Below are 15,902 nucleotides of genomic sequence, written 5' to 3'. Positions count from 1 at the left end.
CGCGATTGAGAACCAGAATGATCCATTTTAATTTGAACAATATCCGGTTTATCCAATAAAAATCACCTCACCAATTATTTGATGAGGCAATCATAACTTGAATTAAATTATTTTTGAAGTCGGTCAGTTATTTACTGCTTACGTTTGTTAAGCTTGCAGTGTAAAAATTTTACAACGCAAAAAAAGGGTTGTTGCTATCCAAATTAGGATAACAACAACCCTTTATATCTAAATTCTATTTAGCTGTTTTTGGAGAACGAATCCAGCCTAAGAAGAATTGAAGTACGATTAAAGCAACGTTAATCCAGTTGTTGATGTACAACCACGGGGTTTGAACGACTTTTTGTGAAGACGAAGCGAGTGCCCACTTGATAAAACCATTGTCGGCAAAGGCCCATTGAACTAAAATACCAAAGATAAGTGCGAAAATATTTAGTAACATGAAGCCCCAAAGATTGCCACGTTCACCACTTGCTAAGAACTTGATTGAAAAGAGTACATTCCAAACCAACCAAACGGCAAGAAGAATCACGGAACCCCAATAAATAATAACTGGTACCATTAGTGTTTACCTCCTTTATGTAATTACCTTTATTTTAGCAGACTTTAGGTCAAAAACAGACTAAATCTGTGAACGCTACCAATTTTATTACTTTGTTCCCTTAATTTCAAATCGGTTACGGCTATGATTGACTTTTAAAGTTGATTTAGGGTAATCTTATTAAGTATGGCACAAGTTACTGATCGTCATTGGAGAAAAATATAATGGAAATTGCAAAAAATGATCGAGTTAATTCACTATTTGATTTTTACGCGTCACTTTTAACGAAAAAACAGTATAATTATTTACAGCTTTATTACGCTGACGATTATTCTTTGGGCGAGATTGCTGAAGAGTTTAGCGTGAGTCGGCAGGCCGTTTACGACAATATTAAGCGGACGGAAAAGATTCTCGAAGACTACGAGGCCAAGTTACATTTACTGGCCGATTTTAAAGTGCGCAATGCGACTTTGGATCGTTTGGTTGCGTACGTTAACGCTAATTATCAAAAAGATGCAAAATTAGAACGATTAGTTCATGATTTGGCTAAGGACGAAGAAGATTAAATTTAAAGAGTAGGTGACATTATGGCATTTGAAGGTTTGACTGAACGGCTACAAAATGCAATGAGTAAATTACGCCGTAAAGGTAAGATATCTGAGAGTGATGTTAAGGACGCCATGCGTGAAATACGTTTGGCCTTATTAGAAGCCGACGTTAACTTTGGGGTTGTGAAGGATTTTGTTAAGACCGTTCGGGAACGAGCAGTTGGAACCGAAGTTTTAGATAGTTTATCGCCAGCACAGCAAATTGTTAAAATTGTTGATGAAGAACTAACTAAAGTTATGGGGGACGAAGCCGTTCCGCTGAATAAATCAGCGCACATTCCAACGATCATTATGATGGTTGGGCTGCAAGGTGCTGGTAAAACGACGACGGCGGCTAAATTAGCGGGTTATTTAAAGAAGAATGATAACGCCCGGCCTTTATTTATTGCGGCCGATATTTACCGTCCAGCGGCCATTGATCAGTTACAAACAGTTGCCCGGCAAGTTGATGCCCCCGTTTTTGAAATGGGAACTGATACTGATCCGCGGGAAATTGTGCGCCAAGGCTTGGCTAAGGCTGCCGAGGATAAGAATGATTACGTGATTATTGATACCGCCGGCCGTTTACAAATTGACGAAAAGTTAATGCAGGAATTGCAAGACATTAAGGAAATTGCTAAGCCTGATGAAATTCTTTTAACGGTTGACGCGATGACTGGTCAAAATGCCGCTAACGTTGCGAAAAGTTTTGATGAACAGTTAACGATTACCGGGGTTGTCCTGACTAAATTGGATGGCGATACTCGTGGTGGTGCTGCTCTTTCGATTCGTGCCGTTACCGGGAAGCCAATTAAATTTACCGGCCAGGGTGAAAAACTAACTGATCTCGATGTTTTCCATCCTGATCGAATGGCTAACCGAATTCTTGGGATGGGTGATATGCTAACCTTGATTGAAAAGGCCCAAACTGACTACGATGAGAAAAAAGCCACTGCACTTGCTGAAAAAATGCAAGAAAATACGTTTGACTTCAATGATTTCATTGATCAACTTGATCAGGTGCAGAATATGGGTGGCGTTCAGGATATCATGAAGATGATTCCGGGGATGTCGAAGATGCCCGGAATTGAGAACGTTCAAATGGGACCTAAAGAGATGGGGCACATGAAGGCCGTTGTTTATTCAATGACACCGGCAGAACGAACTAATCCCGATATACTAAATCCAAGTCGCCGCCGTCGGATTGCGGCCGGATCAGGCCGCTCGATCCAAGAAGTTAACCGAATGATTAAGCAATTTAATGAATCCAAAAAAATGATGAGTAAGATGTCCAACGGTAATTTTTCTGGAATGGACCAAATGTTTGGTAAAGGCATGTCCGGGCGTTTAGGCAAAATGGCCATGAATTCGATGGTACGGAAACAAAAGAAAAATAAGCGTAAACAAATCAAGGCTTTACGCCGCCGAAAATAGGGTGATTGCTGCCTATTTTTAGTTAGCTAAATGTAAATTAATTGGATAGAAAAAAGTTCGCGAAGTTATTTTTCGCGGACTGAAATGACCCCCGGTATTGGATTTTAGTCTAATACTGGGGGTTTTACTATGACCAAAAAACAGTTTACTGCTTTGGCGGAATTAACCATAGCCGTATCAAACTGGTTTCAATATTATAATTTCACGCGAAGCAAAACTGGGTGGCAAGAGCCCGGTTAAATACCGTGTTCTTACCACCCAGAAAGCTGCTTAAAGTTTCGTCCAATATTTGGGGTTCACTTCACCGGGTAAATACCGTGTTCTTACCACTCAGCAAGTTACTTAAAGTTTCGTGGGAATTCACTTCAGGAACCTACTTTTTTAGTTATTTTTTTGTGTGAAATAGGCAGTTTGCGCTATAAATATTGTTCCCAACTAAAGTTATGAAAGTACGAATAAAGTATTCCTTAATATTTAATGATGCTCCTTGTCAAATTTAGAATGTGGCCGTGACAGATTTAATTGAACACTTTACTAATGTAGAATTCGCTTTTTAGAAGTGAAATCAATGAATTAACTGTTAGAAAAGAATCTGTTTAGAAATCAAATGATTTCTAAACGGATTTTTTTAAAGACCTATGTAGCAACTACTTTTATTGGCGGCAGATAAAAAAATAAAAAAATTTCGAAAAAGACTTGCCTTGCAGTTACTTCAACCTAATATACTGCTCCTTGTGATCAAAATAAAGACATAACAGAGGAGCAAAAAAATCATGCAAAACAAATTTACTAAATACGAATTTGCTATTTTAGCGATCGTACTCGTCAGTTATTTTATGACGGTGTTAGATGTATCGGTGGTTATCACAGCGCTACCTAATATTCAGAGTGATCTACATTTATCAACGGCCAATTTGACTTGGGTGCAAAATGCCTACACGATTATTTTTGGTGGGTTACTATTATTAGGCGGTCGGCTAGGCGACATCATTGGCCGCAAACAAATTTTTAACTTAGGTCTAGTGATTTTTGGTATTGGGTCATTATTGGTTGGTTTGGCCAATAGTGCCACTTGGCTGATCATTGCCCGTGGTTTTCAAGGTGCCGGTGCGGCCGCATTAGCACCATCGACCTTGGCGTTACTGATGGATAGTATTCCGGCTGGGCCAAAACGGATTCGTGCGGTGGCTAATTATGGGGCCGTGGCCGGTATCGGTGCTAGTTTAGGTTTAGTTATTGGTGGGTTGTTCGCCAGTTTATTAAGTTGGCGTTATGCATTTTTCGTTAATGTTCCTATTGCCATTGTGATGTTTATTTGGGCCAGCAAAACGGTGCACGCGACTAAAGCACAAAAAGGTTCGTTTGACGGCATCGGTTCACTACTTTCTCTAGTTGGGATGGTTAGTTTAGTTTACGGAATCTTGTTAATCTCAGATAGTAACACGGCCTGGTATTGGATTATTGCAGCAGTCATTTTATTAGCGCTATTTGTTCTTCGTGAAGCTAAAGTAGCGCAGCCAATTATGCCATTACGTGTTTTTAAGAATAAAGAACGGACAGGCGCTTACTTAGCTCGGATGCTATTTTTAGGCGCGATGATGGCATTTTGGTTTTTTATTACGCAGTTCTTACAAAAGGTATACGGTTTTTCACCACTACTAGCTGGGATCGGTTTCTTTCCGATGACGATTGCAAATTTCATCAGCGCCTTGCAAGTTTCTCGCTGGACGGCCAAATTTGGTAACGGCATGACATTAGTTGGTGGTTTAATATTGACTATTATTGGCATGTTTTGGCTTAGTTTTGCCGGTGCTAATGGTAACTATATTTTAACGATTGCGTTGCCAATGATCTTGATTGGTCTTGGTCAGGGTGCCGCATTAAGTCCGTTGACCACAGCCGGAATTGCTGATATTGAACCACGGGATACTGGCGCCGCTTCTGGCGTCGTCAACGTGGCCCATCAAGTCGGTGGCTCATTGGGTTTGGCTATTCTGGTCGTACTGGGGACAGCCTTGGCTGGAACAAATAATTTGGTTTTACGGACTGATTGGGCCTTGCGCGGCGGTGTTGGATTTCTGATTGTTGCATTGCTCTTGACGATTATTTTGATTGTACCAAAAAAACAAAATAACTAACGCTGCATGATTGTAAAGTGGGAAGGAGAGTGATTTTTATGACTAGCCAAACACTGAGTCGTCAAACTGGAATTTCTAAATCAAAACTTAAATTCTATCAAAAGTCGGCTTTGCTACCCGATTCAAAACTGTTTACTCAGCGACAAATTATTGATTTTGTGAAATTTATTAATGAAATGTACGCTGTTGGGGTCAACTTAGATAAATTGAGGCGTTATGCGGAACTACAAAATGAGAAGCAAAGGCTAATTGCGGCCCAAACGACACTTTTAAAACAGACGTTAGTTCAATTGGATGAAAAACGTAATGATCTTAAGTTAGAGCTAGCACATGTAAATTATCTACAAGAAAATCAAAGTCTTGCGGAATGTGAGCTACGTCAATTAGAAAGTTGACCTAACACTAGATCAAATAGATAAGGAAGCTGTTTACAATGAGTCAAAATGAAACAGCAGTGAGAAATGGTATTTTCAAAATGGAACCTAAAAATGATGCTTTTGCGCAATATTTTTTAGGATAAAGTTATTTACAAGGTTTAGTTAATGACCCGAAGTTAATGTGGTGTTGGTAATGTGACTTTTGAGCCTGGTTGTCGTAATAACTGGCATCTTCAGCATAATGGATTCCAGATTTTGTTAGTCACAGGTGGTGAGGGCGGGTATCAGGAGGCAGATAGGCCAGCGCGTCATTTAGTTGCTGGTGATGTTGTGGTTACGCATGATGGTGTTAAACACTGGCACGGCGCAACAAAAGATAGTTGGTTTTCTCATATTGCCATTACAGCGGAAACACTGAAGTGGTTTGAATCAGTAACAGATGAGCAGTACGCTGCAGCGGATAAATAATAGCCAAACTAAAGAGAATCGACCACTAAGATTATGTGTCTTAGTGGTCGATTCTTTTTAGTCTAGGGACTTAAAATTTAGCTTCGGCATCATTGGTCTTGGCAATTTGTTCATCATGTTTGCGTTCTAGTTCTTGTAATTCTTTTTCTGATGCAACGACATGATCGTAATAGTGATCTAGTTTATAGTGTAAGTGGTCAATAGCTGATTGAATATCATCCCGTCGTTCTTCCATATCGCTTAATTGTTCTGCTAACAAGGCAATTTGTTCTTTGTCGTTATCTTCTTTTGAGTCGAATAATTCAATATAACGCCGTAGGTTTTCAATGGTCATGCCAGCGGCCCGCATCTGTTTAACAAAATTGATCCGGCGAATGATGCGAGCATCGATTTCGCGATTACCTGTTTCACTACGATCAATTGCGGGAATCAATAATTCCTTTTCATAGTAACGAATGGCGGCAGAGTAAACACCCGTTTGATTGCTAGCTTCTTTAATGTTCATATTTGCACCTCATTTAAAATTTCATAGCTTAAGTGTAACTCACTATGTTAGCTGGTTAAGCATAATTTGATTATGATTTTTTTCAATAAGCGGAGTTTCACACAGTTTGATTAATTTAATCAGTATTAAAGAAGTACTTTGGACGTTAAGTCTTGGTGCAATGCTTAGCGGTTTATTATTTGGTCGTTTATTCACTTGGCCGCAGGATCGTATTTTGGTCGTGGTTTTTACGTCATTAGCGTCAGCAATGGTGTTAATTGCAGTAGCCAATGTCATTTGGTTGACGATCATCGGCGTTCATTTATTTTTCCCATGAATCTTGAACGCAGTGAATTTAGAAGGTAATGGTAATACTTTGGCCACTTCGTTGATCCTGATTGCAGATAACTTGGCCGATTCTTTGTCACCTTATATTGCCTTATTGCTACAAAATGGCTTGCACATTGCTAGTATTCGTAATTTATTCTGGCTCAATACATTGGTATTTGTACTTTGGGCCATAGTCTTTGCGTTCATTAGTTGGCGGAAAAAAATAGTATGACTAAATAATTCGTAAATTGGCCATTTTGGTCAGAAAAGTATAATTAATGGTTGCCTTACAGTAAGTGCAAGGGTATAAGCTTATTTTGAATTAAAAATTTGACTAATTTTGGAGGTCAAGATGATGGCAATTAGCAAAACGGCACAACAAAATCATGAAAATCTATTTCCCGGTTTGGTTTCAACATTAAAGCAAACTGATCCTAAACAAAGCGTCATTGACATGTATCGCAAGCATAATCGGTATATGGTTGCCGGTGATATTGACAAGTTAGGTGCCTTACTGGCGGATGATTTCCATTTGGTTCATATGACCGGGATGGTGCAAAGTAAGCAAAAGTGGCTTAGTGAAATTCAAAGTGGCCAAATGCATTATTTTTCGTCAACGGAAGACCATATTGCGGTGACTGAATTAACCGCTGAGCACGCAGTTTTAGTTGGTCAAAGCCAGGTTGATGCCAGTATTCATGGCTCACGGAACACGTGGCCATTACAATTAGAATTACATTTGAATAAGGTTAATGGGCAATGGTTGATCATGCACATTGATGCTAGCATGTATTGATCAGAAAAGGAGATTTAAGTATGAGTGTTTTTGCAGATTTACAAAATGGTCAAACCTACGATATTCGGGACGCAGATTATCAAAGTGAAGTGCACGGCGAAATTGATCGTTGTGATCATATCTGCTTTGAAATCAATAATACCGACCCGGTAAATAAAACGCGTTTAGTCGGCCTGGAAAATGAATTATTGGCTAACCAAATGCAAAACGGGACCTATTTCACGCCACCGATGCACATTGATTGTGCTAATAGCGTTCATTTAGGTAAAAATGTCTACGCTAATCACAGTTTAACTATGATGTCATTAGGCGGCATTACCATCGATAATGGGGTTATGTTAGGACCTGGCGTGGGCCTATTCACCGTCAACCACGAACCAAAGAATATTCGCGTGGTCAAAACTGGTGCCATTCATATTAAAAAGAATGCTTGGCTGGGCGCCCGGGTTAGTGTCTTACCTGGTGTTACCATTGGCGAAAATGCGATCATCGGAACTGGTGCCGTGGTCACAAAAGATATCCCAGCTAACAGTATTGCTGTGGGCACGCCTGCTAAAGTGATCAAAAAAATTGATTAAATTTTTAGCTAGAAAGGTCAGTGTGATCATGAAAATCACGTTTAACCAACAAGAATATCCACTAGTGCTTGAAAATAATCATACTAGTGTGGCACTACAAAAATGTTACCGCAAACGATAACGCTAAAACAGTACTACGCTAAATTATCCCAAAAGCCGGCAACAAACGGTGTAACAAGCACATCGCAGATTCACACTGGCGGATTATATATTATTATCAAGACTGGAATGTGCTATCTTTTCAGTTGCAGGATGCCGGCGTCAAACCGTCTAAAATAATTTATTTAGGTGAATTAAATGCGGCATTGGTCAAAGTATTGCGTACAGCACGGCCTGAATTTAAAGCCGTGCTGAACAAAAATTAATTTAATCCTTGCCTTGCAGTTACTGCAAGGGATTATAGTTAAGTCAGTTAAATAAACAAAGCAAAATTTTAGGAGGTTTTACATGATGACAAATGTATTAATTATTGGCGCTACTGGTACAGTTGGTGGCACGACCCGGCAGTATTTGTTGGCTAACACAACGGATCAGTTAACCCTAATGGCCCGCAATACGCGACGTTTAGGAAATTTAAACGCTGACCGCGAACGCGCAATTGCAGGTAGTGTCACTGATAAAACAGCGCTACAGGATGCGTTGAAGGGACAAGATGTTGTCTTTGCTGCCTTAAGTGGTAACTTGCGGGCAATGGCACAATCATTGATTGCCGCAATGGATGAAGCTGGTGTCACACGCTTATTATTTATCACTTCAATGGGTATTTACAATGAAATCCCAGCAGCAGTTGGGGCTTCCGGTAACTTGGCGTCTAATCCAGTTTTACAAACTTATCGGGATGCTGCTGATGTGATTGAAGCATCTGATCTAAATTATACGATCATTCGTCCTGGCTGGTTTGATAATGGCAACGACACCGCTTATCAAGTTACCCATAAAGGCGAACCATTTGGTGGGCATGATGTTTCCGTTGTTAGTATCGCTGATCTAGTTATGCGGCTGGCCCATGATCCTAAGTTAGGGGCACGTGACAGTTTAGGCATCAACCGTAAATAAGGGCAACAACAAAGAACATCGGCTACTTTTGTGGTAAATTAAAGGGGTAGAAACTTATTTTTAGTGGCTTTTTGGTCGCTGCGCAAATTATTATTAAATTTGAAAGGAATTGAACGCCAAGCAATTTGGTTGGCGGTTCTGGGTATAAAAATTATGAAATCTGCAATTTTTGAAAAAGCTGGTCTAGTAACAGTTCAAGACGTTGATAAACCAAGTCTACAAGCTGTCGATGATGTGATCATCAAAGTCGTTCGGGCGTGTGTCTGTGGTTCTGATCTCTGGGCTTATGCGCATGGCGACAATAAAGAACCTCATTCTGTCAATGATGGGCATGAAGCGCTTGGTATCGTTGAAGAAGTGGGTTCTGCCATTACGACGGTGAAACCGGGCGACTTTGTGATCGCACCTTTTACTCACGGTTGTGGTGAATGTGATGCTTGTCTGGCTGGATTTGATGGGACTTGTGATCGCCATCAAGGTGGTACCAACTGGTCTAACGGTTTCCAATCAGAATATATTCGTTTCCAGTATGCCAACTGGGCCTTGATCAAGGTTCCTGGGCAACCATCTGACTACACAGAAGGGATGATCAACTCACTGACAACCTTAGCGGATGTGATGCCAACTGGTTATCATGCAGCGCGGTGTGCCAATGTTCAAAGAGGTGATAAAGTTGTTGTCATCGGTGACGGTGCCGTTGGTCAGTGTGCGGTTATTGCGGCGAAAATGCGTGGTGCTTCACAAATTGTTCTCATGAGTCGCCATGAAGATCGTCAGCAGATGGCGCTGCAGTCAGGAGCTACCGCTGTTGTCGCGGAACGTGGAGCAGAAGGTATTGCTAAGGTTCGTGCGTTACTTGGTGGTGGCGCCGATGCTGCACTTGAATGCGTGGGGACAGAGTCAGCGATTGACCAGGCGCTTGGTGTATTGCATAACGGTGGTCGGATTGGTTATGTCGGTGTACCACACTACAATAACCATGCCATGGGTTCAACCTTTGCCCAAAATATTTCAGTAGCAGGTGGTTCCGCTTCTGTGACGACTTATGATAAACAATTTTTGCTGAAAGCAGTTCTTGATGGCAATATTAACCCTGGCCGTGTCTTTACCAAGACCTACCGCTTAAATGATATCAATCAAGCTTATCAAGATATGCAGAATCGTAAAACAATCAAATCAATGGTCGTTGTATTTGACTAATTTCAGTAAGCAGAGCATTTTTGGAAAAATGAAATTCAGACGATATTTTATGGTGACTTAATGAACCACTCTTTTGTTGTCAAAATTCATTTTTTAATTAGCCAAATGTAAATTAATTGGATAGAAAAAAGTCCGCGAAGTTATTTTTCGCGGACTTTTAATATAGAATGCTTTAGCGTAATGACTTACGGTAACCAGCTGCTTGGGCCTCGGCCTCAGTATTAAAGTAAATCGCGTTAGCCGAATTCATGTGGTAACCAGATTGACCTGGAACATGATAAATGTGGCTATTGCGATTACCAATAATTTCGCCCTGATTTCCGGTGGTGACATCGCCACTGGCTGATTCGGTGGTTTGGGGTGCCTGGGGTGTTTGGACGGCAGCAGTTGAGCTTGAACTTGAACTGCTAGTGGCCACTTCACTGGCACTAATTTGGCTAGTACCGTCATTATAGTTAAGCGTTACCCCATCTTCAATGTTGAAAATATAGACGTTGAAAGAAACGGCATTGCTACCAATCGATTGTGCTTGCATGTGGACACCGCGGGCCAGTAATTCGTTGCTTTTGAAAATAGGGGTTACGCGGTAACGAATGTAGCCACTAGGATTGGATTTTAGATAATAGGCAATATCATCTTCAAACCGCAGCATCTCGGGACTATTTAGGGAGCGGGTACCTGTAATCAAATTTTTAGGATTATTATTTTGACCGGTGAGCTGGTAACCGATTAAATGTGAGCGATTGTAGAGATAACCACTTTTAATTTTCTTATTACGCCAACCAGTGGGGTTCACAGTGAGTGGTTCGCGTTTGGCGGTTGGCATCAAATTTTTCTGTAACATTGCGTTAGCTGCCGTCGGTCGATTAAGCTTATCCAACTGCCCGTATTTTTGCCAGGCCCCCTTACTCGTTTTCAACGTCTTTTTAGAAAAAGTAGGGTGACCGTTGTTAATGTCAATCGTTTGAGTTCCAGCATAGTCAAAATTAGCGAGCTGCTTGTTTGTCTTTTTACCACTAATTTGTTCGGTGCTAGAATTCGAGGCTGGTGCAGCTTGAGTGCTTGTACTAGCCGTCGCGTTAAACGTCAGCGAAAGCAAGGTGGCAACAACGGCCAATAACGGCCACTGGCGGTGTGGTTTACGAATCATCATGTAATTCCTCCAAAGTAAGTCAGCTTTTAACGTCCTCAGGCTTTGGACGTGTTTACTTATTAAATGATAAAGATTATTGTTGGTTTAAGCAATAATTATTTAGCGGCTGGTTTAATTGTCGTGCCAACATCCGCGAGAAGTGCTATTTTGGGGCAAGAACCTTAATTATAAATGCGCAATTAACATTGATTTTATCTGTAAAGAAAAAACTCTTTACAGATAGCAAAATAACTGGTATATTTATTAGCGTTGAAAAGATTCGAGGAGGTGCAAAGATGGCTGTTAAAATTCGTTTAAAGCGAATGGGTTCTAAGAAGCGCCCATTCTACCGGATTGTTATTGCCGATTCACGTTCACCACGTGATGGCCGTTTCATTGAAATGGTTGGTACTTATAATCCATTAGTTAACCCAGCACAAGTTAAGCTGGACGAAGATACAATTTTAGATTGGTTAGAAAAGGGTGCTCAACCTTCAGATACTGTTCGCAATATCTTATCTGACCATGGTATTATGCAAAAACTTCATGAAGCAAAATACGCAAAAAAATAGGGTTTAATCGATGACAGATGTGAAAGAACTGATTAAAACAATCGTTCAGCCACTTGTCACCCAACCTGATGACATTGAGATTGTGGAACACGAAACCGAGCGTTTTGTGGAATATGATCTACATGTCAATCATGACGATATTGGTCGCATTATCGGTAAACAAGGTCGTGTGGCACAGGCGATCAGAACGATCGTTTATAGTGTAAAAGTACCGGGTAACAAACGAGTGCGTCTCAACATTATTGAATAATAGAGCACCTGAATAGACCAATTGGTTTGTTCAAGTGCTTTTTTATTAATGTTAGAAAATTAATTGATTAGAAGGGACCAAAAAATGGCCGAAGAATTTTATAACGTTGGTAAAATTGTCAATACTCACGGAATTGCCGGTGAAGTTAGGGTAATGGCAACGACGGATTTCACTAAGGCACGCTTTAAACCAGGCTCTAAATTGTATTTAACCTTAAATGGTGTTAAACAACAATTGACGATTAAAACGCACCGGAAACATAAAAAGTTTGATCTACTGAGCTTTGATGGTTTAGCATCGATTAATGATGTTGAAAAGTTTAAAGGTAGTGATCTGCAAGTCGCTCGGACTGACCAGCAGGAATTAACACCAGGTGAAGGCTATTACTACCGCGATATTATTGGTTGTCAGATTATTGACCAAGCGACTAAGCAAGATTTAGGGACAGTTAAAGAGATCCTAAGCCCGGGCGCAAATGATGTTTGGGTTGTTCAGCGCCCAGGCAAGAAGGATTGGCTCCTGCCTTACCTTAAACAAGTAGTACTAAACGTTGATATAGCAGCTAAAGTAGTGATGATCGATTTACCGGAAGGATTAATTGACGATGCGAATTGATGTTTTAAGTTTATTTCCTGATATGTTTACAGGTGTTTTTAATGAATCAATTATTGGTAAGGCACAGGAACGTGGTTTACTGAACATTGATGTGACCGATTTTCGCCCGTATTCCGATGATACTAAGCACCATACGGTTGATGATTACCCGTATGGTGGCGGTGAGGGGATGTTATTGAAGCCCCAGCCGATTTATGCGGCCATGGCGGCTTTGAATCAGGCCCATCCAGATAAAAAGCGGGTTATTTTGTTAGACCCAGCCGGTGTTCCTTTCACCCAAAAAGTTGCCCAGGATCTTTCCAAAGCAGAACATTTAGTCTTTATTTGTGGTCACTATGAAGGCTATGACGAACGAATCCGTAATTTGGTGACCGACGAAATATCTTTAGGCGATTACGTACTAACGGGCGGTGAACTTGGGGCCATGGTGATGATTGACACCACCGTCCGTTTATTACCGGGCGTGCTGGGTAATGATCAATCTGCTTCTCATGATTCATTTGCTGACGGCCTTTTGGAACACCCGCAGTACACTCGGCCGGCGAATTTCGATGGGATGGCGGTGCCGGAAGTGCTAACTAACGGTAACCACCAACTGATTGCTCGGTGGGAAGAAAAGGAATCCTTGCGGCGAACTTATTTACGCCGGCCGGATTTATTGGAAACAATTAAATTAACCCATGAGCAACAAGATCTTTTATGGGAAGTAAAAGATGAAGAGGCTAATCAAGCAACTGACTAAACAACCTTGTAAGTTTTAGATGACGCAGTGTAAAAATGTTGGTTGCTTGATTTTAGGCCAATAAAAGCCTGTTAGCGCCAATTCGGTAACCAAATAACGGGTGCAGATACTCACCGTAACGGACGTACATAAAACGTTGTAAGTTATGTTGTTTTAATAGGAGAATTAATTCCCATAGATGTTTGGGTTTTGCCGTGTCAGCGGCGGTTAAATAAATTTGCGGCTGTTTGGCGTCCACAATTTCTAAAGTACTCAGATTGATGAACTGAACTTTATCGACGATACCAGTTCTTTTACCGTGACGATTGGCGCCGTACTCGTACTGAACAATGATTTGCTGGTTGGTACCACCTAGTAAAGTTAAAAAATCAACTATTCGCACGTGAATTCCTCCTTTACTTAAGAATGGCGTCTAATCTTTTGTACTGAATGCCAAATTTTTTAAACGCGCTTTAATTTGTATGGTGGTTAAAGTTAAACGAAAAGTGACGATTTACCTAAAACCGGCCAATTAATGGAATACGTGTTATTTAGCATAGACGATAGGCAGATAGTTCCGGGTAACTGCAAAGATGATTTTATTAAAATAGCTAGTAGTAAGTAGTACTAAGGGGTAAAATGTCTATATTAGTTATCTATTTATTTCTTAAAACCTTGTCCTCCGCCACTCAATTGAATTTAGTATAGCATAGTCAATTGGTGACTTTTAGTTGTTTGATCGTGTAAAGATTGTTTGGTATCAGGATCTGTTTTTGTGCTGAACGATTGAAGCAATTACTTTTTACTGGAACTTAGTGGCCGCGGGGACACAGATTTGTGGAAATAAAATTAGGGCTTATAAAGGAAAAATCCTTTACAGGTAAGAATAGCTATGCTAAAATTATTTGTTGTGATGTTTAGGTCACTTATTACGATATTCCGCTGCCTTGCTTAGACAAGAATGTCTGTAGAAAAGGAGAAATATATTATGAACCCATTAATTACAGAGATCACGAAAGACCAATTGCGGACTGATATTCCTAACTTCCGCCCTGGTGATACTGTTCGTGTTCACGCCCGTGTTGTTGAAGGCACGCGTGAACGTATCCAGCTTTTCGAAGGCGTTGTTATCAAACGTCGTGGCGCAGGTATTAGCGAAACTTATACTGTTCGTAAGATCAGTAATGGTGTCGGTGTTGAACGGACATTCCCTATTCACACACCACGTGTTGCTTCCATTGACGTTATTCGTCATGGTAAGGTACGCCGTGCTAAGTTGTACTACTTACGTGCACTTCATGGTAAAGCAGCCCGAATCAAAGAAATTCGTCGTTAAGCTTGACTTTAAAGCTACTTGGCAATTGCCAAGTAGCTTTTTTTATCTACTTTGACAATTGCATCTTGGCGGTTGCTCCACTAGAATATAGCTAAGGCCGGCGAGCGTATTTGAAAAAACGGCGGTAGTTTACTTTGAAATCAAGTTGGCTATTTGGAAGCAGTACAACTAATTGTCGTTCCCATTTGCGTTTGTCGTAGTTTGACTTGGCCAAGTAGTAATGGGAAATTAGTGTCTGCTTGATTAGTAGGAGAAACAAGTAACAATGGTTAATAATACTGTTAGATTAAACGACAATATTTTTTAAATAGATTTTAGACTACGGGAATTAATGAAAGTGGGGTTTTTGAGGTGCAAGCATTTATAGTTATGCAAGGGCGAACGTATCAGGCAGAGCGGGCCGCGGGGATTATTTGGACATATCAAAATGATCAAAGTGGCCAGTTACCGCCATCCTGGGCGCGATTGACTGAAGTTCAGCCAGGTGACATTGTTTTTCATTACGTCGCCGGAGCACTTGTTGCCTTAAGCCAGGTGACGGCACCACTAACGAGTAGTTTATTACCCGAAGAATTAGCGCTGGATGGTGCGCGGCCAATCGTACGCCTGGTTCAGTTGCATTACTATGAATTGCCGCGGCCAATCCAAATCAAACAAATTTTGCCCTTAATTCGGCCGCTATTACCGCAGCAACACTCAGCCTTTCAACAAAATGGCGCTGGCAATCAAGGGTACCTTTATCCGTGTTATGCCGAATTGACTCAACTTTTCTTACAGCAAATTGAACAAAATTATTTTACCCAAAAAAATGAACAACTTCAGTTAAGCATGTCGACGGTTACATCAACGATCGATAATCCTTTATTGGCCATGATTGTTAAGGCTAGGTTGGTTTTGCAGGCGCAAGTGGTGGCCCAACAAAAGCTTTTTCAGCAACGTGTCTTCCAGCAGCAAGTGGTTCAGTGTGCTATTTGTGGTGTTGAAACGCCTACTTTATTAAGGGCGGTTCGGCTTAAACCAACGAAGGATTCACCTCAGGCTGAACGGATATTGGCGGAGAATGGTCTAATTCTTTGTCCAGTTCACGCAGCCTTAGTGGAACAAGGTTACCTCACTTTCAGTCGTGGCGGTAAATTAATGCCCGCGGCCAATTTAGCGTTACTTGATCGTGAGCGGCTGTTGCCCCAACCTAAATTGCGGTTGGCGTTTACTTCTGCTAGTAAGCCATTTCTTAATTGGCACCGGCAGTATTTGTTTCACGGCCTGAACGCAGGGGGAACAAAATAG

Annotated in this window: 19 protein-coding genes and 1 pseudogene; 16 read left to right on the top strand and 4 right to left on the bottom strand. The window is 40.9% G+C overall.

What is annotated here, in order from left to right; genetic code table 11:
* Nucleotides 1-235 precede the first annotated feature (235 nt).
* Nucleotides 236-562 (bottom strand): hypothetical protein, encoded by a 327-nt coding sequence (locus tag EKM61_RS05435; protein ID WP_068223914.1) that lies wholly within the window; start codon nucleotides 560-562, stop codon nucleotides 236-238.
* Nucleotides 563-765: 203 nt separating this feature from the next.
* On the opposite strand from EKM61_RS05435, the gene EKM61_RS05430 reads away from it, so the two are divergent.
* From EKM61_RS05430 to EKM61_RS05410, 5 genes and pseudogenes are all read left to right on the top strand, one after another.
* The gene (locus tag EKM61_RS05430; protein WP_068223916.1) at nucleotides 766-1,107 is read left to right on the top strand and encodes a putative DNA-binding protein; all 342 of its coding nucleotides are present in this window, start codon (nucleotides 766-768) and stop codon (nucleotides 1,105-1,107) included.
* A gap of 21 nt (nucleotides 1,108-1,128) precedes the next feature.
* Nucleotides 1,129-2,562: a signal recognition particle protein gene (gene ffh / locus EKM61_RS05425; RefSeq protein ID WP_068223918.1), complete on the top strand. Its 1,434-nt coding sequence runs from the start codon at nucleotides 1,129-1,131 to the stop codon at nucleotides 2,560-2,562.
* 773 nt (nucleotides 2,563-3,335) lie between these two features.
* Nucleotides 3,336-4,700 carry an MFS transporter gene (locus EKM61_RS05420; protein ID WP_068223921.1) on the top strand — a complete coding sequence of 455 codons (1,365 nt, stop codon included), beginning with the start codon at nucleotides 3,336-3,338 and terminating at the stop codon, nucleotides 4,698-4,700.
* Between the two features lie 38 nt (nucleotides 4,701-4,738).
* Entirely contained in the window at nucleotides 4,739-5,095 is a 357-nt protein-coding gene (locus EKM61_RS05415) for a MerR family transcriptional regulator (RefSeq protein WP_068223924.1), read from the top strand.
* Nucleotides 5,096-5,133: 38 nt separating this feature from the next.
* A pseudogene (locus EKM61_RS05410) lies at nucleotides 5,134-5,545 on the top strand (cupin domain-containing protein).
* Nucleotides 5,546-5,615: 70 nt separating this feature from the next.
* On the opposite strand, the gene EKM61_RS05405 reads toward EKM61_RS05410, so the two are convergent.
* The gene (locus EKM61_RS05405; protein WP_068223927.1) at nucleotides 5,616-6,050 is read right to left on the bottom strand and encodes a MerR family transcriptional regulator; all 435 of its coding nucleotides are present in this window, start codon (nucleotides 6,048-6,050) and stop codon (nucleotides 5,616-5,618) included.
* A gap of 106 nt (nucleotides 6,051-6,156) precedes the next feature.
* Here EKM61_RS05405 and EKM61_RS05400 point away from each other — a divergent pair, with 106 nt between their 5' ends.
* From EKM61_RS05400 to EKM61_RS05375, 5 genes are all read left to right on the top strand, one after another.
* Complete coding sequence (locus EKM61_RS05400; protein ID WP_068223930.1) at nucleotides 6,157-6,366, top strand: hypothetical protein; 210 nt, start codon at nucleotides 6,157-6,159, stop codon at nucleotides 6,364-6,366.
* 348 nt (nucleotides 6,367-6,714) lie between these two features.
* Nucleotides 6,715-7,155, top strand: a complete 441-nt coding sequence (locus tag EKM61_RS05390; protein WP_082918492.1) for a nuclear transport factor 2 family protein — start codon at nucleotides 6,715-6,717, stop codon at nucleotides 7,153-7,155.
* 20 nt (nucleotides 7,156-7,175) lie between these two features.
* A complete protein-coding gene (locus tag EKM61_RS05385) occupies nucleotides 7,176-7,733 on the top strand; it encodes a DapH/DapD/GlmU-related protein (RefSeq protein ID WP_068223936.1) in 558 nt (185 codons plus the stop codon).
* A 450-nt stretch (nucleotides 7,734-8,183) separates the two neighbouring features.
* The gene (locus EKM61_RS05380; protein WP_068223939.1) at nucleotides 8,184-8,789 is read left to right on the top strand and encodes an NAD(P)H-binding protein; all 606 of its coding nucleotides are present in this window, start codon (nucleotides 8,184-8,186) and stop codon (nucleotides 8,787-8,789) included.
* Between the two features lie 153 nt (nucleotides 8,790-8,942).
* The gene (locus EKM61_RS05375; RefSeq protein ID WP_068226207.1) at nucleotides 8,943-9,989 is read left to right on the top strand and encodes a zinc-binding dehydrogenase; all 1,047 of its coding nucleotides are present in this window, start codon (nucleotides 8,943-8,945) and stop codon (nucleotides 9,987-9,989) included.
* Between the two features lie 172 nt (nucleotides 9,990-10,161).
* Here EKM61_RS05375 and EKM61_RS05370 read toward each other — a convergent pair whose 3' ends face one another.
* On the bottom strand, nucleotides 10,162-11,142 hold the full coding sequence (locus EKM61_RS05370; protein WP_100077709.1) for a DNA/RNA non-specific endonuclease: 981 nt from the start codon (nucleotides 11,140-11,142) through the stop codon (nucleotides 10,162-10,164).
* 275 nt (nucleotides 11,143-11,417) lie between these two features.
* Here EKM61_RS05370 and rpsP point away from each other — a divergent pair, with 275 nt between their 5' ends.
* The 4 genes from rpsP (at nucleotide 11,418) to trmD (ending at nucleotide 13,300) form a co-directional block, all read left to right on the top strand.
* Nucleotides 11,418-11,693 carry a 30S ribosomal protein S16 gene (rpsP, locus tag EKM61_RS05365; protein ID WP_068223942.1) on the top strand — a complete coding sequence of 92 codons (276 nt, stop codon included), beginning with the start codon at nucleotides 11,418-11,420 and terminating at the stop codon, nucleotides 11,691-11,693.
* Nucleotides 11,694-11,703: 10 nt separating this feature from the next.
* Nucleotides 11,704-11,943, top strand: a complete 240-nt coding sequence (locus tag EKM61_RS05360; protein ID WP_068223946.1) for a KH domain-containing protein — start codon at nucleotides 11,704-11,706, stop codon at nucleotides 11,941-11,943.
* An 84-nt stretch (nucleotides 11,944-12,027) separates the two neighbouring features.
* On the top strand, nucleotides 12,028-12,558 hold the full coding sequence (rimM, locus tag EKM61_RS05355) for a ribosome maturation factor RimM (RefSeq protein ID WP_068223949.1): 531 nt from the start codon (nucleotides 12,028-12,030) through the stop codon (nucleotides 12,556-12,558).
* Nucleotides 12,548-13,300, top strand: a complete 753-nt coding sequence (gene trmD, locus EKM61_RS05350; RefSeq protein ID WP_068223952.1) for a tRNA (guanosine(37)-N1)-methyltransferase TrmD — start codon at nucleotides 12,548-12,550, stop codon at nucleotides 13,298-13,300. Before rimM ends, trmD begins: the two co-directional genes overlap by 11 nt.
* 52 nt (nucleotides 13,301-13,352) lie before the next feature.
* Here trmD and EKM61_RS05345 read toward each other — a convergent pair whose 3' ends face one another.
* On the bottom strand, nucleotides 13,353-13,682 hold the full coding sequence (locus EKM61_RS05345) for a hypothetical protein (RefSeq protein ID WP_068223955.1): 330 nt from the start codon (nucleotides 13,680-13,682) through the stop codon (nucleotides 13,353-13,355).
* Nucleotides 13,683-14,267: 585 nt separating this feature from the next.
* Between EKM61_RS05345 and rplS the strand changes: the two genes are divergently transcribed.
* A complete protein-coding gene (gene rplS, locus EKM61_RS05340) occupies nucleotides 14,268-14,615 on the top strand; it encodes a 50S ribosomal protein L19 (protein ID WP_068223957.1) in 348 nt (115 codons plus the stop codon).
* 351 nt (nucleotides 14,616-14,966) lie between these two features.
* Nucleotides 14,967-15,902 carry an HNH endonuclease family protein gene (locus EKM61_RS05335; RefSeq protein ID WP_068223960.1) on the top strand — a complete coding sequence of 312 codons (936 nt, stop codon included), beginning with the start codon at nucleotides 14,967-14,969 and terminating at the stop codon, nucleotides 15,900-15,902.

The organism is Loigolactobacillus backii, assembly GCF_003946275.1.
GTDB lineage: Bacteria > Bacillota > Bacilli > Lactobacillales > Lactobacillaceae > Loigolactobacillus > Loigolactobacillus backii.
This window is presented reverse-complemented; position numbering and strand designations above follow the sequence as displayed.